Below are 19,727 nucleotides of genomic sequence, written 5' to 3' on the forward strand. Positions count from 1 at the left end.
TAATGAATTCAATAACTACTTTATTAAAAAAGAATCTAAAGCAATCTAGTATGGTTATTGCTTTAGTGTTAATCACTTTATTGTTTCAAGTTTTAACGGACGGTACTCTATTAAAGCCATTAAACATTACAAACCTTATTCTACAAAACAGTTACATTTTAATTCTAGCAGTTGGAATGGTGCTAGTGATTATCACCGGACATATTGACTTATCCGTTGGTTCGGTTGCTGCCTTTGTTGGGGCGATTTCAGCGATCTTAATGATTAATATGCAGATGAACCCAGTTCTTGCGGTCATCATCTGTCTTGCTGTTGGTGCCTTAATCGGTGCATGGCAAGGTTTCTGGGTTGCTTATGTTGGTATACCAGCCTTTATCGTAACCCTTGCTGGGATGTTACTATTCAGAGGTTTAACGTTAGTCGTATTGCAGGGGCAATCAATTGCTCCATATCCGGAGTCATTCCAAAAAATCAGTAATGGTTTCCTACCTGACTTTTTCGGTGGGACTGACATTCATATCCTTTCAATCGTCATTGGTGTTGCCGTATCCCTCATCTTGATTGGTCTAGAGATCAAAGGTCGAAACAACCAATTGAGATATAACTTTGAAGTAGGTTCTAAAGGGTTATTTTATGCAAAGCTAGTGGCCATTTTTGCTGTAGTCAATACGTTCACATACGTTTTAGCAACATATCGAGGACTTCCTAACATTCTAGTCATCTTATTTATCATCATTGTTGCGTATACGTTTGTGATGAAAAAGACGATTATTGGTCGTCATGTTTACGCTGTTGGTGGAAACTTAAAAGCTGCCTCCCTATCTGGCGTTCAAACGAAAAAAGTAACATTTGGCGTTTTCGTCAACATGGGTGTGTTAGCCGCTTTATCCGGTTTAATCTTCGCTGCTCGTCTAAATGCAGCAACTCCAAGAGCTGGTAACCTATTCGAGCTAGATGCAATCGCAGCCGTATTCATCGGTGGAGCTTCCGCTTACGGTGGTGTAGGTACAGTAGTCGGCGCCGTTATCGGTGGTCTAGTAATGGGTGTCATGAACAACGGGATGTCCATCCTAGGTCTAGGAATCGACTGGCAACAAGCAATCAAAGGCCTAGTATTACTAGCAGCCGTAGCATTTGACATTATCAATAAGAAGAAATCCTAAGGGGGCATATGTTCCTTGGGTGGGATGGGACAGAGGGACAGGCACCGTGTCCCACCCCCTGTTCTTACAAAATTCTTTCATCAAATCTACTATAAAGCTTATCATTGAGTAGACGAGCTTATTGGTACTTTACTTTAAAGCAAAAAACAAACCGGTTGGGTTCCCCCAACCGGTTTTGGTTTTTTATGATTGAAAGCTTCGCGGTGATTTAAGCCTATTTCCAGGTTAGGATTGGTGCTTAACTGAGGTGGATAGATAATATGAATCAGCAAAAATGGGTTGAAATTTTACATTTTCCATCGATTAGATTCCTTTTGGGACAAGGTGCCTGTCCCCTTGTCCCACCACCTTGAATCCGACAACGCTCGGGAAATTTTAATATTTTTTTAAGAAATTATGAAGAATGACAAGAAAATAGGCCTATTTTGTCATATGCCATTGGTATAGGAATGAGGCTATTTTTTAAACGAAGTGTTGAAATTGATTCTTTCACTACTAAAGTACTAATCCTATTTTCTCTTCTTCCTCTTAGAATCTCGCATTCTACTTTACATATATTTACATTTCATTAACAATTCCCCTCTATAATGTTTAGCAGTTAGAGATTTTAGGAGGGATACCAAATGACCAATGATCGAACTTTAGAAGAAATGATGAAGAAATTGAATGAAGGAACGTTAAACAAAAATATGGACCGCCGCAGCTTTTTTGAAACGACGGGGAAAATTGCTGGGCTTTCCCTTGGTCTAACGATTGCCCAGTCGTTAGGTGGGTTTTCCGTTGATGCTGCGCCTGAGTTCAGCAAATACCCGTTTACCTTAGGGGTGGCCTCCGGGGACCCGCTTTCAGACAGCGTCGTATTATGGACAAGATTGGCTCCAGATCCACTTAATGGTGGCGGGATGCCTGCCCATGTGGTGCCTGTTCAATGGGAGCTTGCAACGGATGAAAACTTCCGCAATGTAATCAAGCGTGGGACCGAACAGGCCTCTCCAGCTCTTGCCCATTCCGTTCACGTCGAAGTAACCGGCTTGAAGCCGAAAACCGTTTATTTTTATCGATTTAAAAGTGGGAATGAAATCAGCCCGGTTGGTAAAACAAAAACTCTTCCAGCCAAAGGCGACGCTGTTTCCAGCCTGACCTTTGCTTTTGCATCCTGCCAGCAATATGAACATGGCTATTTTACGGCCTATAAGCATATGGCCAATGAAGAGTTAGACCTCGTTTTCCATCTTGGAGATTATATCTATGAATATGGGGCAAATGAATATGTAGCATCCGGTGGCAATGTCCGCACCCATAAAGGCGAGGAAATCATCACGATTGAAGATTACCGCAACCGTTATGCACAGTATCGCTCTGATGCAGACTTGAGAGCGGCACATGCGGCATTTCCATGGATCGTGACGTGGGATGACCATGAAGTTGAAAACAACTATGCCAACGTGACACCTGAAAAAGGTCAGTCTGTGGAGGAATTCGTCAAACGCCGGGCCGCTGCCTATCAGGCATACTACGAGCATATGCCGCTTCGCAAGTCCTCCCTTCCACATGAAGGCCGCATGCAATTATATCGAGATTTCAACTATGGGGATTTAGCTTCCTTTTATGTGTTGGATACGCGCCAATACCGCGATGATCAAGCAAATGGTGATGGTAGCAAGCCACATTCTCCGGAATCATTAGATCCTAAGCGGACACTCCTTGGTACAGAACAAGAGAAGTGGCTGCTCAATCATCTTGGAAGCTCTTCCGCCCAATGGAATGTGCTCGCACAGCAAATTTTCTTTGCTCAGCGGAACTTTGGGACAAGCGATGCTCCTAGATTCAGTATGGATTCTTGGGATGGCTACCCAGCTGCTCGTGAACGAATCACCAATTTCGTCACCGAGAAAAACATAAACAACCTGATTGTGTTGACGGGAGATGTTCATGCAAGCTGGGCATCCAATCTCATGACCGATTATAATAACCCGGATGCGCCAATCTTCGGAGCGGAATTTGTGGGTACCTCAATCTCTTCTGGGGCAGACGGGTCCGACTGGCGCGCCGATACGCAGAAGACGTTAGATCAAAACCCAAATATTAGGTTCTTTAACAATTTCCGCGGCTATGTTCGCTGTCAGGTCACTCCACAACAATGGCGTGCCGACTACCGCGTGCTACCTTACGTCCAACAGCCAGGAGCGGATATTTCCACTAGAGCTTCCTTTATTTATGAAAAGAACCAAGAAGGAATACAAGAAATCGCTACTTCCACAGTCCCAATGGGGATCCAAATGTCCAGTGAGGTCGAAGAAGACCGCCATCGCGCTCACCAGCGTGCACATGAAAAACAGATGGAGAAAAAGCGACAGAAGGTAAAAAATTAATGGGACACGGGGACCCTGTCCCGCCCCTAGGCTATTTCTCAAATCAGCTATTTTAGGCTTGTCTTTGATAAGAATCTTAGACCTTCGATCATTTACCTTATAGAATTAACAAAACCGGTTGGGGAACCCAACCGGTTTTGATTTTCTATGATTCTATGATTAAAATGCTTCGTGATGCTACAACTCTATCTTCAGGTATGACTTGTAGCTTATCCGAAAAGGATTCATCATCAAAAACAGGATAAAGGCCACCGCTCCCTGCCCGGTTTAAAAGAGTTCCCCACAATTTATATGCATGTTTCATAGCCCCATAGCCCCCAGGAATAATCAATTAGGTCCTTTCCGGCGGGACAAGGTGCATGTCCCCTTGTCCCATTCAGCTCAGCGGGCGTCTGATTCCATCTCTGGTAGCTTTACTGTTATGGTTGTTCCTTTATGAAGGACACTGCTTATATCCAGTGTGCCATTCATAGTCTGAATTGTCCGGACGATGACCATTGAGCCTAATCCAGTCCCCTTTTCCTTACTGCTGTAATAAGGTTCACCAAAGCGGTTAAGCTGTTCTTTTGTCATTCCAACGCCGGAATCCTCTATTTTGATCGTTATATGTTTATTACTTACAGAAGTAATGACACGAAGCTCCCCACCTTCAGGCATCGCTTCTATCCCATTTTTAATTAAGTTTATAAAGCATTGTTTAAAATGCTGAGTATTCCCGTGGATCACCCCTGGAGTCAACTCTTCTGAAATGTGCACCGAATTCATATTGGCCCATGGTTTAATCATTTGAAGAATACTACTTATTTCACGATCGACAAAAATAGGATTGATTTGTTCAGTAGCAGGCTTCGCAAATGCTAAGTAATCACTAATAATTGATTCAGCACTTTGGAGTTCGCGATTGATATGTTCAATATACTCGTCCCTCTTATCTTGAGACAGATTTGGATCCTTTAATAAATCAATGAATCCCTTTACTACTGTTAATGGGTTTCTGACTTCATGGGATATACTTGCAGCAAGCTGGCTGACGACTTCCATTTTTTCTAGCTTCACCATTTTGGGCTTAATATTAATGGCATCTTGCAAGGTTTCAGCCAAATAGACGAACGAAAACATAATGATTGGAGGCATTATAACAAAATAAAATACATAAGCCTCCGTTACTTGGAAGAAATCAGAGAATGAAACTGCAATAAGAGTGGTCATGACTCCAACCACGAAAGAAAGCAAGGATGAGCTAAGCACTTTCCCCTTACGTTTGAACCCATTAAACTTATTGGCAAAGAGGGCTGTTGAGAAAAAAATCACGAGATAAACAATGAGCGTAAGAAAATTGAATCCAAATAGATAAAACCTTCCTAGTAATGTGATGACTAACAAAACGGCACCCACTGGCCATCCACCATAAAGGGTTCCTATGAAGAGAGGAATTTGCCTAAAATCATGAACACAATACTCATCAATATAAATAGGGAATCTCATACATAGAATGATTGGTACACTCATACAAGCAATTAAAAGTGTCTTTTTATACTGTTTCATTCTTTTCGAGTGATCGATTAAGATAAAATAAACAAAAACACTCACTAAAATATAAAACAGATTATCTAAAAAATGGTGATTAATATAAACAAACCCCATAAACGTATGTCTCCTAATCTTTTAAGTTCCGACATGATCACAAAGAACAAGGCAATAGGCAACTCCTATATTTTACATTCCGAATTATAGGGCGTAAATATTAATGTAACTTTAACACCATTTTTATATGAATAATGCGAAGTGACGGATCCTTCTTATTTTAATAATCAGTGTTAGTCAATCTATTAAAAGAACGAAGCACGGGCACATGCCCCTACCCCCTCACAACCTTCAACCTCGACAATTCTGATAAGTCCGCCATTCCCGATAAGGCAAGGGTGACTTCTGTTTCCTGCATGAATCGCTCTAGTACTTTTTCGACCCCTTGTTGCCCGCCTACAGCTAGGCCATACAAGAATGGTCGACCGATTAACACACCATTGGCTCCTAACGCCAAGGCTTTCACTGCGTCGATTCCCCGGCGTACCCCACTGTCTAGTAAAATAGGAATCTTCCCTTTTACACGCTCGGCAATGGCTGGCAGGGCATCAATGGAAGCAATCACGCCATCAAGCTGACGGCCTCCATGATTGGAGACAATAATCCCGTCAACTCCGTACTCCAAAGCCATTTCCGCGTCTTCCGGATGGAGAATCCCTTTTACTAAAACAGGCAGGCTCGTCCGCTTTTTCACCTCAGCGATCTCTTTCCAGGTTAGGGAAGGATGCTGGATATTTTCCAAGATTCCCGTAACAATCGAGTCATGGTCGTGGCTTGGCAAAGACTCCATAAACACAGGATCTTGGATATAGTTCCCTTTCCCATATCCTTGTGACAGCGGGGAGAACTGACTTCGCATATCCGTTTCCCGCCATCCTGCCATCACGGTATCAACGGTAATGATGATTGCTTCATAGCCCGCTTTTTCCGCCCTTTCCACCATGCTAAAAGAAACCTCAGGATTTACGCTAGAATAATAAAGCTGAAACCACTTCGAGCCTGTCGGAATAGCCGCAGCAATTTCCTCCAAAGAATAAGTAGACACCGTACTGACAAGAAAGGGAACCCCCATGGACGCCGCCGCTTTTGCCGTAGCCAGTTCACCTTCCTCATGGGCAAGCACCTGCATTCCAATCGGCGAAAGCAAGAATGGACTAGGGTAACGGCGTCCAAATAAGGAAATACCCATATCGACCTTGGAAACGTCATTGAGCATCCGCGGCACGATTGCCCACTTTGAAAATGCCTCCTGGTTTCTTTTCGCCGTTTCTTCCCTGCCTGCACCGCTGCTTGCATACCCGAATCCGCCCGGCATCATTTTCTCCGCCGCTTTTTGCTCCCATTCTTCAAAAGAAAGCGGAAAATCCGTTTCCTTACTTATGTTTTTCATTAAAATGTCTCGATTTGCAACCGTCATGTCAAACACCTTCTTTCTTGAAAAATAAAGCAAGGGACAGATCTGCCGCTTCCAGCCGGAAGCAGAAGAACCATCCCCTTGCCATAATCAAAAGGCTACTTAATTGTGAAAAAAGCTTATTCCAACCTATTTTGTATACAAGAGCAACAAAGTTTGAGAAAAGAGCCCTTTTAAAACACAAATAAATGAGCAATTAAAACAATAATTGGTAATGTGATAATCGTTCTTTCGATGAAAATAATAAATAGCTCGAATATGCTTAATGGAATATTGGAGCGTAGAATTAAGATTCCGATTTCCGACATATACACTAACTGCGTTAACGAAAGTCCCGCCACGATAAATCGTGTCAATTCACTCTCAATCCCACTTCCGATGACGGCCGGTAAAAACATATCGGCAAAGCCAACCAACATTGTTTTCGCTGCAGCATCTGCTTCAGGCACTTGCATCCATTCCAACACCGGAACAAACGGGTAAGAAATGGTCTGGAAAACAGGGGTGAATTCCGCAATCATCAATGCCGCGGCTCCCAAACTCATCACAAGCGGAATCAGTCCCAACCAAATATCTAAAACTGTTTTAACCCCATTGGTAAACAATTTACTTGGACTTGGCGCATTTGTAGCCTTTTCCAACGCCTGCTGCCATCCCCACTGCAAGTTGCTAACCCCTTCTGGAATGGTTTCATCAATCTGTTGACCAACCGGCTCATAATAGGTGTCCGGTTTTCTGGAAAGCGGAGGAATCCTTGGCATAATAATCGCTGCCACCACACACGCAAACGCCACCGTTAAGTAAAATGGAACAAACAAATGGCCGAGGCCAACGACATTAGCAACCACTAAACTAAAAGCAATCGAGGCAATTGAAAACGTTGTGGCAATTACCGCAGCTTCCCTTTTCGTATAGTAGCCTTCATCATATTGTTTCGTTGTGACCAACACGCCTACCGTTCCCGCTCCCATCCAGGAAGCCAACGAGTCAATCGAGGAACGCCCCGGCAACGTAAATAACGGTCTCATCACCTTCTGAAAAAGGGCTCCGATAAACTCCATCAAGCCAAACTCCACTAAAAGCGGCAGTAAAATTCCTGCAAATAAAAACCAAGCTAACAACACAGGAGCCAAGTCATAGAGAACGACTCCTCCTGTATTACGAGACCAAATCACTTCTGGACCCACTTCGAAAATCGTCAAGATTCCGATCAAGAACCCGAACACTCTCGCAGCCAATCCAAGCTTCCCAACATCAAATAACCCTTTTAAAAATGCGTCCTCCATAATAAAACTTGGCTTTAATGCCTTCGTCAAAATCGACACTCCCGCCGATAAGCCTAAAAGAAACACAATAAAAGCAGGCATATAGGCACTAAACGAACTTTTCACCTGTGAAGCCAAAATCCCTACACCAATAGTGATTTCCCCATTAAATTTGACCGGTACGAGAAATAGAAGCACCCCGATCAAAGAAGGAATAATAAACTTTAAATACCCCGTCGCAACCTTTTGTTGCGGCTCTACTCTAGCTTGAGCCTTCATCCTTTTTCCCCCTAAATGGTTTCGTTCTTTTTACGAATTACTTTATTAAGACTCTGCTTGAGCCTTCATCCCCTTACTCCCTAATTCGTTTCAATCCTTTTACAAATTACTTCACCAAGACCTTCTGCCCGATGCCTAATTCCGCTTCATATTCCGTAATGGCTTCATCAAGTAAAGAAATCCCCATATCCAAATGTTCTCTATCTACATTTAACGGAGGCATCATGCGAATAACCTCCCCTTTATTTCCGCTTAAGTAGTAAATCACGCCTTTATGAAGGCATTTTTCTAAAATGTCCATGAGGCCATCGCCATTTGGTTCCCCGGACTCAGGCTGAACAATTTCGATTCCTAACATCATGCCAATGCCACGAACATTCCCGATCACAGGATGTTTTTCCTTCAGGTCCATGAGTTTGCTTAAGGCATACTCCCCTAAGATTCTAGCATTTTCCACCATGCCTTCTTCCTTCAGGACATCAATGGTCGCACATGCCGCCGCACAAGCAATCGGATTTCCGCCAAAGGTGGTGCTATGGCTGCCAATCGCCCATTGCTCCATCAGCTCTTTGGAAGCGACCGTTGCACTTAGCGGCAATCCGCTCGCAATCCCTTTAGCAATCGCCATAATATCTGGGGTCACCCCAAAGCGATTCGCCGCGAACCAATCTCCCGTCCGGCCAAAACCGGTCTGTACCTCATCAAAGATCAACAAGATGCCGTGCTCATTACAGATTTCACGAATTTTCTCCAGCCACGCTTTGGGCGGAACGACATAACCGCCTTCCCCAAGCACCGGCTCTAAAATTACCGCAGCCACTTCATCTGGTGCTGCTTGATGATTGAATAATCGTTCAAAGTCTTTTTCAACATGCTGGGACCAATACACTTCCGGGTCTAGCCCTTCTGGTGTTTCACTCACCTGGGCATAAGGGAGCTGATACGTCATCCCTGCTCCAACAGGCAAACTTTTACGATACTTACTTTTAGAAGTCGTCAGACTCAGCGCCCCCATCGTTCTTCCATGAAACCCGCCAAGGAAAGAAACAACATATGGCCTTTTCGTCACATGCCTTGCCAGTTTCACGGCCCCTTCAATCGCCTCGGCGCCGCTATTCCCAAAGAAGAAGCAATTTAATGGATCTGGTAAAATCGTCTGCAGTTTCTTAGCTAATAGCATAATAGATTCGTAATTAATAATTCCGATAGGACCATGAACCAAATGGTCCACTTGGTCCTTAATCGCTGCAATCACCTTTGGATGGCGATGTCCGGTATTTTCCGTCGCAATCCCTGATGTAAAATCTAAATATTTTTTCCCATCTACTCCAATGTAAAAAAGTCCTTCCGATTTGACGACTGGTAGATTTGGAAAATCTTTTGCCATCGTCGGTGCAAGCAAACCTTCTTCATTAATCGTGTTCCAATCTATCATAAATACATCTCCTATTATCGCAATGAATATTTATGAATTTCTCACAGTATGCATTATCAGTCAACTGCAAACCATAAGAATTCTATATAGTAAAATAAACCAAACAGGATGTGTTATCTACGTAGGAACCTATTGAAATGTGGATTTATAGGAGAATTATTTTAAAAATCAACCACAAATCTCAGTAAGAAACGAGCATAACTATTAAAAAAATTTATGAATCATTATGTTAGTTGGTGAATATTTATGAATTTTAATCCCCTACCCTTCCATAATCTAGCATTAGTGAGGCACCAATAGTCCTATGCTATAATAGGATTGCATTATTTTTATTATGAAAATCCAATAACTCGAATAGATATACTCTCCTATATAGAATAAAAAAGGAAATGGGGTGTTCCATTGGAACTGCGGAATTTAAAAACCTTTCAAGTAGTGGCCGAGGAATTGAATCTCACAAAAGCGGCCAAAAGATTGGGATATACTCAACCGACGCTTACCTTGCAAATTCAATCTCTAGAAAAAGAGCTGAATCATACGCTTTTGACGAGAATTGGCAAAAAGACCTTATTAACGGTCGCCGGAAAAAAGCTGAAAGGCCATGTTGATCAAATATTTGGTCTTATCGAAGAAATGGAAAAAGAGATGGAGGAGTTGCATGGGCCTTCTGGTATTCTGACGATTGCTGCATCGGAATACTACTGCAGGCACCATCTGTTGCCGTTAATCAACACCTATATGGAAATGTATCCTCACGTGCGAGTATGTCTACTGCCGCTCAATAGTGTACATGCAATCCAAAGTGTAAAGGATCATGTAGCAGACATTGCGGTCATTGCCAGTGATTGTAATGAAATGGATATCAAACAAACGTTTTTAGAGGAAGAACAAACCCTATTAGTCGTATCATCGGATATTTACAAAGAACAAAGCCCTGAAGAAATCTTTAGCCAATATCCGTTTATCTCCTATGACAAAGATTGTAGCTTTAGTACGATCATTGACCAATATTTTAGAAAAAGAGAACAACAACCCCAATCCATGATCGTGGTTGGCGGAAGTGATGAGACCATCAAAAGAGCGGTCCTAAACGGCAACGGCTATGCCATATTGGGCGAAAATGTCATCAAAAAAGAATTAACCGACGGTTCCATCACCATCCTGCAACAAGTACCAGAACCCATCACCACCTCCGCCATCAATCTAAAAGTACGCACAGAAGAACCCAACATCCAAACATTCAACACATTCCTACAGAAAGCTTGGGGAGGGACAGAGGGACAGGTTCACTGTCCCTAGGGAGACAGGTCCCTTGTCTCCCCAAAAAACTGGGAAAGCCAGGGGGACCCTTGTCCCTAAAAAACCGGGAAAGTCAGTGGGACCCTTGTCCCTAAAAAACTGGAGTCACCCCCTTGTTCCTCCACTCTCTTAGAATACCTTTCCCCAACTCGACTGATCAAAAGTTTGATCAAAACCGACTTGATTTAACAAGCTTCCAGGACTTCACCCATAAGCTATACTAATCATTGATGAGGTCATCCCGTCGGTTTTGCTATTTTATTATAAGAAACTAATCCTCTACGTTGCTTTTTCTCTATCCTACCGGGACATTGGGCCTGTCCCACCTCCTACTCTTTCAACCCTATTTTCAGGTAAGACTTGGCGCTTAACTGAGGTGGATAGATAAACATTAGTCAGCAACTTTACATCTTTCTCTATTCCTCAAGAAAAACCAATCTCTCATTCTATAAATCCCGGCAAAACTTGGGTGATGACAGGCATCATTCCCTTGAGAGTTCTGGGACACAGTGCCTGTCCCCTTGTATCAACCGCCACCGGGAGAGACTGGGACAAGGTGCCTGTCCCCTTGTCCCAAAAACTATTTAGTTGTTGAATAAATTATAAAAGTATGCCACTATAGTTATAGGGTCATCTGATGACCTGATTATCTTATTCTATTTGTAAACGCTTAAAAACCATTAAACTATTAGAAAACTAGGGGGAAGGTTTTTGATGTTATTGCTGGTTGCATTGAGTGCGATTATTGCTCCGTTTCTCTTTCTTGTCCTGTTAAGGATGCCGGCTGCTAAGGGAATGGCGTTGAGTTCAGCCATTGTTATTTTGTTAGCGCTTACGGTTTGGGGGATGGAAGGACAAGTTGTACTCTCATCTGTTTTTCAAGGAATACATAAAACACTGACGATTCTATGGATTTTATTTGGAGCATTGGTTCTTTTGAATACACTCCGTAATACTGGAGCGGTGGTTCGGATCAACCAAGGTTTCCAAAGCATTTCAGGAGACATGCGGGTACAAGTGATTGTGGTGGCGTTTCTATTTGGAGCGCTGATTGAAGGGGCCGCAGGATTTGGAACACCTGCGATGGTTACAGGGCCATTATTGGTGGCATTAGGGTTCCACCCCATCGCCGCGGCAACGATTGCGTTGGTTGCGGATAGTACTTCGGTAATGTTTGGGGCGGTTGGAACGCCAGTTGCGGTTGGGTTGAGCAATATTCCTGGTGCTGACACCCCTTTTTACCAAGACATTGCGGTTGCGGTGACAAGTGTTGATTTACTAGCGGGTACGTTTATCCCATTCATTTTAATGGTGATATTAACGGTGTTTTTTGGGAACGGTCTCAAAGATGCGTGGCCAATGCTTCCATGGACCATGCTGATTGGAATTGTTTATACAGGAAGTGCATTTGTGGCGGCAAGTTTATTTGGACATGAGTTCGTTTCGATTCTTGCAGCGCTGTTTACGCTTATTATTGCCACTCTCACAGCCAAGAAAGGCTTCTTGCTTCCGAAAACAGAGTGGAAACAAGCGATGCGAAAGGATTTTACGATTGCAACCGAAAAGTCAAACATGGGTATTGTGACAGCATGGTCACCCTATATCATGGTCGTTCTCTTGTTGCTGCTTACGCGAATCGTACCTCCGCTAAAAGAGTTCACGACGAAGGCCATCGATTTGACTTGGCGCAATATTTTAGGTGTCGAAGGAGTTACATCTTCTTGGGAATTCCTTTATTCACCAGGAACGATATTAACGCTTGCAGCGATTTTAGCGTTTTTATTCCAACGGAAGTCCCATCAAACCTTTGTAAAAGCTTCAAAAGAATCGTTATCAACGATGAAAATGACAGCGATTTCCCTGATTGCCACGCTTTCAATGGTGCAGGTTTTCGTAAACTCGGGGCTAAACCTTAATGACTTATTAAGTATGCCGCAGTTTATTGCTGAATCATTTGCGAGTTCGCTCGGGTCTGTGTGGATCTTCGTTGCGCCGTTCCTTGGGGAATTAGGTTCGTTTATTACCGGAAGTGCAACCGTTTCAACGTTAACGTTCTCGCCCATTCAGTACAATGTCGCGAACTCGGTTGGATTAGAGGCCAATATTGTCTTAGCCGTTCAACTCATTGGTGCTGCGGCGGGGAACATGATTTGTGTTCATAATGTCGTTGCGGCCAGCGCCGTTGTTGGCTTGTCCGGTAAGGAAGGCGAAATTATCCGCAAAACATTAGGACCTGCTATTCTTTACGGACTGCTTGCAGGTATTGCAGGGTTTATCTTTTTAAATCTTCTTTAATTTTTTTAAAATAGCGAACATCTTTTGAGTAAAAAAAATCTCTGTATAATAGAGAAGATAGATGGGAGCTGAAACGTTATGCCATATAAACGTGTTCGTGTGAAAAAGGTTTATGAACAAGTTGCAGACTCATTAATTGAGTTAATTAAAACTGGTGAATTAAAGCCAGGTGATAAATTAGATTCGGTCGAAAAGTTAGCGAAAAGCTTTGAAGTTGGGAGCTCGACGATCCGTGAGGCATTAAGCGGGCTCCGAACGATGGGGCTGGTGGAAATGAGGCATGGTGAAGGAACCTATGTGAATTCCTTTGATCCGACCAAATTCCAGTTGCCCGTAACGAGTGCTTTTTTAATGAAGCTAGAGGATGTCAAGGAGCTATACGAGGTCCGTAAAATTTTAGAAATGGGCACGGCCGCGCAAGCAGCTTGTGTTCGCGAAGAAGAAGATTTGCTTGCGATTGAAAAAGCGCTGATTGTGATGGAGCATGCAGATGGAAATGAGGAATTAGCATCGACTGCGGATCTCGATTTTCACGTTGCGATTGCGAATGCGACTCATAATAAGCTACTGATGAATTTGATGAGCAGTGTCTCTGCATTAACCTCCGAAACGATTCAAGAAACGCGAAAAGTGCTGTTGTATTCGGAGAATCAAGTTGAGGATTTGCAAATTGAGCATAGGCGAATTTTTGAAGCCATTAAAATGAAACAGCCAGAACAAGCGCGTCAAGCGATGTTGGAGCATTTACAAAATGTCCAAGAACGGCTATTTAAATACGTTGAGTAATGTCGTTATTTTTTAAAAGATAATTTGAGTAGATTGCTAGGTCGTTATATTTAAAAAGAGGTGAAAAAACATGAAAGTTTCCTTATTTAGTACTTGTTTGAGCGATATTCTCTTTGCCAATGTGGCAAAAGATACGCTTGAAATTTTAGAAAGAGTTGGTTGTGAAGTCGATTATCCGATGGAACAAACTTGTTGTGGACAACCTGCCTATAATAGTGGGTATTTGCAAGAAGCGAAGCAATCGATGAAGCAGATGATGAAGGCGTTCAAGCATTCCGAATATGTGGTCGGCCCATCTGGGTCTTGCGTGGGGATGTTAAAGGAATATCCGAAGATTTTTGCTGGCGACCCTGAGTGGGAAGAAGAAGCAAAGGCTTTTGGTGCCAAATGTTACGAGATTACCCAATTTCTTGTGGATGTAATGGGGATTACGGATGTGGGCTCTACTTTTAAAGGGAAAGTGACGTTCCATTCCTCTTGTCATATGAAGCGAATTCTTGGGGTGAAAGAGCAGCCTAAGACGTTGTTGCGCAATGTGAAAGGCGTTGAGTTGGTGGACCTGCCAATGGAAGAAGATTGCTGCGGGTTCGGAGGGACGTTCTCGGTGAAAAACCCTGTGATTTCACAAGAAATGGTCAGTGAAAAGTCACGGCATGTGGCAGAAACGGAAGCGGAATATTTAGTGGGCGCGGATATGGGTTGTTTGATGAATATCGGTGGCAGAATGCGTCGTGAAGGGAAAAACGTAAAGATTATTCATATTACCGAAATCTTAAACACTATCTAAGACTGGAGGGGATCAAATGAGCATTAAAATTGGTGAAAAGCCCTATAAAGACAGGGTTCAAAGTGGAATTGAAGATGATTTTATGCGACAGGCCGTTTCTTCCGCACAAGGAAGATTCCGAAATGGCCGTCTATCGCAGGCAGCAGAGCTTGGGAACTGGGAGGATTGGCGCGAGTTAGGGGCTGAAATCCGCAACCATACCATGGAAAACTTGGATTATTATTTACAGCAATTGAGTGAAAACGTAGCGCGCCGTGGCGGCAAGGTGTTCTTTGCTGAAACAGCAGAAGAAGCGAATCAATATGTGAAAAGCGTAATTCAAAGGAAAAAAGCGAAAAAAGTCGTGAAAGCGAAATCGATGGTCACCGAGGAAATTGGCTTAAACAAAGCCCTCGAAGAAGTGGGCGCTGAAGTCGTGGAATCGGACCTTGGTGAGTGGATTTTGCAATTGGATGAAGATCCCCCATCCCATATCGTGACACCGGCTTTGCATAAAAATAAAGAGCAAATCCGCGAAACGTTTGCGAAGAAAAAAGGCTATACCGGTTCTGACACGCCAGAAGAATTGGCCGCTTTCGCTCGTGAGCAATTGCGTCAGGACTTTTTAGCGGCAGATGTTGGGGTTACTGGCTGTAACTTTGCGATTGCTGAGTCTGGTGCGGTGACTCTCGTTACGAATGAAGGAAATGCTGAAATGGTGACGAGCCTTCCAGATACCGTGATTTCCGTAATGGGAATGGAGCGGATTGTGCCAACTTGGGAAGAAATGGAGGTTCTGGTTGGACTGTTAACGCGTGCTGCGGTTGGGCAAAAGTTAACGAGTTATATTACGGCGATTACAGGTGCCCGTTTAGAAGGCGAAATTGATGGCCCTGAAGAATTCCACCTTGTTGTCGTTGATAATGGGCGCTCGAAGATTCTTGGAACTGAGTTTCAGTCTGCGCTTCACTGTATTCGTTGTGCTGCTTGTATCAACGTTTGTCCCGTGTATCGCCATATTGGTGGCCATGCGTATAACTCGATTTATCCAGGTCCGATTGGCGCGGTAATCACGCCGTTGTTGGAAGGTTACGATGATCATAAAGAGCTTCCGTATGCATCGACGTTATGCGCGGCGTGTACAGAAGCTTGCCCGGTCAAAATTCCGTTGCATGAGCATTTGATTCGTCATCGTCAAATTATTGTTGAAAAAGAACAAATGGCTCCGACGTCTGAAAAATTGATGATGAAAGGATTTGCCAAGTGGTCTTCAAGTCCTGCCATTTATAATATGAGTGCGAAAATGGCCAAGCCTGCACTTGGGCTATGGACAAAAGACGGCATGATTGAAAATGGACCAGGACCATTAAAGGATTGGACCGATGCTCGTGATTTTTATGCACCTCAAGGTCAATCGTTCCGTTCTTGGTTTAAGCAAAGACAGAAAGATGGTGAAAAGTCATGACAATCGAAAATCGCGAAGCATTTTTAGATAAACTGGCATCTAGACTTGGACGAGAGCGCCGAACAGAAGGCGTAGAACGCCCGAAGTGGAGCGTGACTCCGCAAGAGGAAGTGTTCAAAGGCATGAGTCAGGACGAATTGGCGGATGTGCTGGAAAAACATTGTCAGGTGATTCACACCGATTTTAAACGGACGGACCGAGACGGGTTAACGAAGGTGTTGCAGGAAACGATTGACGGATACGAAGGCAAGCTAGTGGTTACATCCAATGACAAGCGTCACCAGGAATATGGCGTAACGAAGTTCTTTGAGGAAGCTCGCGGCCAGATGGATGTCCATGTTTGGGACCCTGCGGCTGGGAAAGAAAATCAGCGGGTTGCCGAGCGCGCCGATGTGGGGCTTGTTTTCAGCGACATCACGTTGGCTGAGTCTGGTACAGTGACTTTGTTTAATGATAAAAACAATGGCCGCTCGATTAGTTTGCTGCCGCGCACGTTTATTGCAATCATTCCAAAAAGCACGTTGGTGCCACGAATGACCCAAGCAGCCCAGAGGATTCACGAAGCCCAAGCCAAAGGCGAAGACTGCGCCTCCTACGTCAGCTTCATCTCCGGCCCAAGCAACAGCGCCGACATCGAAATGAACCTCATCGTCGGAGTTCATGGACCGATTAAGGCTACTTATATTTTGGTGGATTAGGGCTGGGACATAGGGGACAGGTCCCTTGTCCCACCCTTGACCTTATTCTTAAATCTACTAAATAAGGTTTATCTTTGATAAGAACAGTTAATTGATACTTCACCGTAATTAATAGCAAACCGGTTGGGGAACCAACCGGTTTTGTTTCTCTTGGATTGAAAAGCTTCATGATGCTTCCAACCTGTCTTCATGCGAGACTTGAGGCGAGGAACCGCGAAAGATTAATCATCAAAAACAGGATAAAAGCCATAGCTTCCCCTCTATTCCTCCCTGGCGGTTTAAAGGAGTTCACTCCCATTAAATAGATGGTTGTTGCATAGGGACTCACCGGCCTCCCTGTCCCTCTAGAAACAATCGATTCGATCCCTTTCGGACAAGGTGCCTGTCCCGTTCCCCTCATGGATTAATATATTTCATTTTTTACTTTAATAATAAAAAGGTAACGTTTTAGTTAAGAATCGTATTTTCGTTTTAAATCGACAGTTTTATCTAATAAGCTTGTTTATACTAACCAAAGTAAAGGGAAAGGAATTGCATGTAGGAGAAAAATCCAGAGCTATTAAACTAACTTCTACATAATAGATTCTCATAAATATTTTAAAAAGAGGTGTCTTAATATGAACAATACACTACGATATGCGGTTCAGGTAAAAAGGGAAAAGTTGATTAATAAGATGATTCAATCGGGGATTTATAAAAAGAATAACAAACATTTATACGAATTAACTTTAACCGATTTAGAAGAAGAGTATAAAAACATGGAAAGGGACACAGGGACAGGCACCATGTCCCGCCCCGCCCCTGACCTTAATCACAACTCTACTATTTAAAGTTTGCTTTTGATAATAAGAACAGCTAATTGATACTCACCCTAAAGTATTAGCAAACCGGTTGGGGAACCAACCGGTTTAGTTTCTAGGATTGAAAAGCTTCGTGATGCTTCAACCCTATCTTCAGGTAAGACTTGGAGCTAAACCGAGAAGGTTAATCCTCAAAAACAGGATAAAAGCCATAGTTCCCCCTCTATTCCTCCCTGACGGTTTAAAGGAGTTTACTCAAAATTAATATGGATTGTTTCCTAGAGAATCACCGGTCCCTATCCCTCTAGGAATAATCGATTAGATCCCTTTTGAGACAAGGTGCCTGTCCCTCTGTCCCACTAAATAGAAGCATTACTTAATATATAAACAAAATACCAACCTATCATAATTATAGTTACAAGAACCAAACAGAAGGCTCTAAGCAATACATTTCTAACCCCAAAAGAAAAGCCAAACATTAGATAAAAGACGAATAAATTAATGATGAAATAGTATAGCGTCGTTCTAGGGGATGAAGTCCAAAATAATGGCGAAAATAACGGGCTTAATAGCATTTCGAAAGTATTAATAGTACTCTTTAAACCAATATCAAATCCATATGTACTTATCTTTAATAATAGATTAGCTAGGAAACCCAATGTGGCTAGAACAACTACCCATAAAAGGACGTTAGTTGTTTGTAAAATAGATTTTACAAACCCATTTTCTTGTTCCTTAATCATTTTTCCTAAAAATAAACTTTTCATTTGGCTAATCTCCCTTTGTTAGAAGGAGGAGATCTCTCCGACTTCTACCTTCTCCCTCCAACCTACGTTCGTTTTATGTCTGCAAACATCCAAAAAAACCAGCAACTCCCCTCTCCCGGCAATTGTTTTTCTTGCCGGGCCTTCCATCTTATCTACTTTTATATAAAATAATTCTCATCCAAACCTCTCAATATAATTAAAATATAGCCTACTACTTATGCCTTCAATCCTATTCCATGAAGTATCCTCTCATGAGCAACACGTTCTGGCTATCTTTAACTGGGTCACTGTCCCTTTGTCCCTGGACTCTCATAAATCTCAATTGGCAACCCATCTGGGTCCGCAAAAAAGGTAAACTGTTTATCCGTAAAAGGGTCGACACGGATGTCCTCTACTTCGACGCCTTGCTCCAATAAAGAACGCACCGCCTCCTCTATGTTCTCAACCGCAAAGGCCAAATGCCTTAAGCCCGCTGCCTCAGGATAACTTGGCCGCACTGGTGGACTTGGGAAGGAAAACAACTCAATCTGGTACTGACCATTAACTTCTAAGTCAAGCTTGTAAGAATCCCTCTCCTCCCGATAAACCTCCCTAATCGGGGTCAGCCCGAGGATTCGCACATAAAAATCTTTTGATTTCTCGTAATCTGAACAAATAATTGCTATGTGGTGGATGTTCAATAATTTCATTAGATTTTCATTCCTTTTTAAATTATTAAAAAAACGACCTGATTATATAAGGTAAATCTTAACATAAAACCTTAATTAGGTTGATAGTGGAAGGAGGTCATAAGGGAATGCCTCTCCGCTCAAAACGTAAAGAATCCCTATCAATCTCTTATCCTGTTGTGTACTCTTTCGGGGTAGTGTATAACCTAGGCACCCTTCCCAAAAAAGAGTTATGAATACTCGGGTGGTGACAATCATAGTTCCATAAGACCGAGAATTTTCCTAGATTACGGGATTACTCTCAAGAGCAACACACCCAAGCTATCTTTAACTGGGACAGGAACCCCTGGGACAAGGTACCTGTCCCCCTGTCCCGACTGGGACGGGGCCTATGGTGCCGCCGCCGCCCCTGTCCCGTTCTAATAGACCTGCAAAATACATATCCTTTTTGTAAAACCAGTATGAAGGGGTGTTATGGGGTTTGGTAAAAGTTAAGGTTGGTTTGCGACCTGTTGTGAGCATGATCAATTTACCCACGGTTATTAAAACGGCTGTCCTTCCGGGGGATTCGGTGGAAAGCCTATTTGTTGCCACCCAGGTGGGGGAAATTTTCTACATACGAAACGGTGGGACAAGGGGACAGGCACCTTGTCCCACCTAACTTTCAGGGA

Annotated in this window: 16 protein-coding genes and 1 pseudogene; 10 read left to right on the plus strand and 7 right to left on the minus strand. The window is 43.1% G+C overall.

The window, feature by feature from the left end; genetic code table 11:
* Positions 1-2: 2 nt before the first annotated feature.
* Positions 3-1,163, plus strand: coding sequence for a multiple monosaccharide ABC transporter permease (gene mmsB, locus LG336_RS24885; RefSeq protein ID WP_404330158.1), 1,161 nt, complete (start codon positions 3-5; stop codon positions 1,161-1,163).
* Positions 1,164-1,786: 623 nt separating this feature from the next.
* Complete coding sequence (locus LG336_RS24890; RefSeq protein WP_404330159.1) at positions 1,787-3,535, plus strand: alkaline phosphatase D family protein; 1,749 nt, start codon at positions 1,787-1,789, stop codon at positions 3,533-3,535.
* 145 nt (positions 3,536-3,680) lie between these two features.
* Here the strand turns inward: LG336_RS24890 and LG336_RS24895 are convergent, their stop codons facing one another.
* The 5 genes from LG336_RS24895 to LG336_RS24915 all read right to left on the minus strand — a co-directional run bounded on the left by LG336_RS24895 (position 3,681) and on the right by LG336_RS24915 (position 9,512).
* On the minus strand, positions 3,681-3,839 hold the full coding sequence (locus tag LG336_RS24895; RefSeq protein ID WP_404330160.1) for a hypothetical protein: 159 nt from the start codon (positions 3,837-3,839) through the stop codon (positions 3,681-3,683).
* 77 nt (positions 3,840-3,916) lie between these two features.
* On the minus strand, positions 3,917-5,179 hold the full coding sequence (locus tag LG336_RS24900) for an ATP-binding protein (protein ID WP_404330161.1): 1,263 nt from the start codon (positions 5,177-5,179) through the stop codon (positions 3,917-3,919).
* 214 nt (positions 5,180-5,393) lie between these two features.
* The gene (locus tag LG336_RS24905) at positions 5,394-6,536 is read right to left on the minus strand and encodes an alpha-hydroxy-acid oxidizing protein (protein ID WP_404330162.1); all 1,143 of its coding nucleotides are present in this window, start codon (positions 6,534-6,536) and stop codon (positions 5,394-5,396) included.
* Positions 6,537-6,706: 170 nt separating this feature from the next.
* Complete coding sequence (locus tag LG336_RS24910; protein ID WP_404330163.1) at positions 6,707-8,077, minus strand: YjiH family protein; 1,371 nt, start codon at positions 8,075-8,077, stop codon at positions 6,707-6,709.
* A gap of 106 nt (positions 8,078-8,183) precedes the next feature.
* Complete coding sequence (locus LG336_RS24915; protein WP_404330164.1) at positions 8,184-9,512, minus strand: aspartate aminotransferase family protein; 1,329 nt, start codon at positions 9,510-9,512, stop codon at positions 8,184-8,186.
* A gap of 402 nt (positions 9,513-9,914) precedes the next feature.
* Here LG336_RS24915 and LG336_RS24920 point away from each other — a divergent pair, with 402 nt between their 5' ends.
* The 7 genes from LG336_RS24920 (at position 9,915) to LG336_RS24950 (ending at position 17,651) form a co-directional block, all read left to right on the plus strand.
* Entirely contained in the window at positions 9,915-10,811 is an 897-nt protein-coding gene (locus LG336_RS24920) for a LysR family transcriptional regulator (RefSeq protein ID WP_404330165.1), read from the plus strand.
* Positions 10,812-11,525: 714 nt separating this feature from the next.
* Positions 11,526-13,106 (plus strand): L-lactate permease, encoded by a 1,581-nt coding sequence (locus LG336_RS24925; RefSeq protein ID WP_404333280.1) that lies wholly within the window; start codon positions 11,526-11,528, stop codon positions 13,104-13,106.
* Between the two features lie 78 nt (positions 13,107-13,184).
* Complete coding sequence (locus LG336_RS24930) at positions 13,185-13,892, plus strand: FadR/GntR family transcriptional regulator (protein ID WP_404330166.1); 708 nt, start codon at positions 13,185-13,187, stop codon at positions 13,890-13,892.
* Positions 13,893-13,962: 70 nt separating this feature from the next.
* Positions 13,963-14,679, plus strand: a complete 717-nt coding sequence (locus tag LG336_RS24935) for a (Fe-S)-binding protein (protein WP_404330167.1) — start codon at positions 13,963-13,965, stop codon at positions 14,677-14,679.
* Positions 14,680-14,695: 16 nt separating this feature from the next.
* Positions 14,696-16,123, plus strand: a complete 1,428-nt coding sequence (locus tag LG336_RS24940; protein ID WP_404330168.1) for a LutB/LldF family L-lactate oxidation iron-sulfur protein — start codon at positions 14,696-14,698, stop codon at positions 16,121-16,123.
* The gene (locus LG336_RS24945; protein WP_404330169.1) at positions 16,120-16,821 is read left to right on the plus strand and encodes a lactate utilization protein C; all 702 of its coding nucleotides are present in this window, start codon (positions 16,120-16,122) and stop codon (positions 16,819-16,821) included. The genes LG336_RS24940 and LG336_RS24945 overlap by 4 nt, the downstream gene beginning before the upstream one ends.
* Before the next feature lie 617 nt (positions 16,822-17,438).
* The gene (locus tag LG336_RS24950; RefSeq protein WP_404330170.1) at positions 17,439-17,651 is read left to right on the plus strand and encodes a Fur-regulated basic protein FbpA; all 213 of its coding nucleotides are present in this window, start codon (positions 17,439-17,441) and stop codon (positions 17,649-17,651) included.
* 329 nt (positions 17,652-17,980) lie between these two features.
* On the opposite strand, the gene LG336_RS24955 is transcribed toward LG336_RS24950, so the two are convergent.
* A complete protein-coding gene (locus LG336_RS24955) occupies positions 17,981-18,388 on the minus strand; it encodes a hypothetical protein (protein WP_404330171.1) in 408 nt (135 codons plus the stop codon).
* 284 nt (positions 18,389-18,672) lie between these two features.
* Positions 18,673-19,077, minus strand: coding sequence for a VOC family protein (locus LG336_RS24960; RefSeq protein ID WP_404330172.1), 405 nt, complete (start codon positions 19,075-19,077; stop codon positions 18,673-18,675).
* 460 nt (positions 19,078-19,537) lie between these two features.
* On the opposite strand from LG336_RS24960, the pseudogene LG336_RS24965 reads away from it, so the two are divergent.
* A pseudogene (locus LG336_RS24965) lies at positions 19,538-19,693 on the plus strand (glucose dehydrogenase); the annotation flags it as partial.
* Positions 19,694-19,727 lie beyond the last annotated feature (34 nt).

This window comes from Mesobacillus maritimus, from assembly GCF_044803185.1.
GTDB lineage: Bacteria > Bacillota > Bacilli > Bacillales > Cytobacillaceae > Mesobacillus_B > Mesobacillus_B maritimus_B.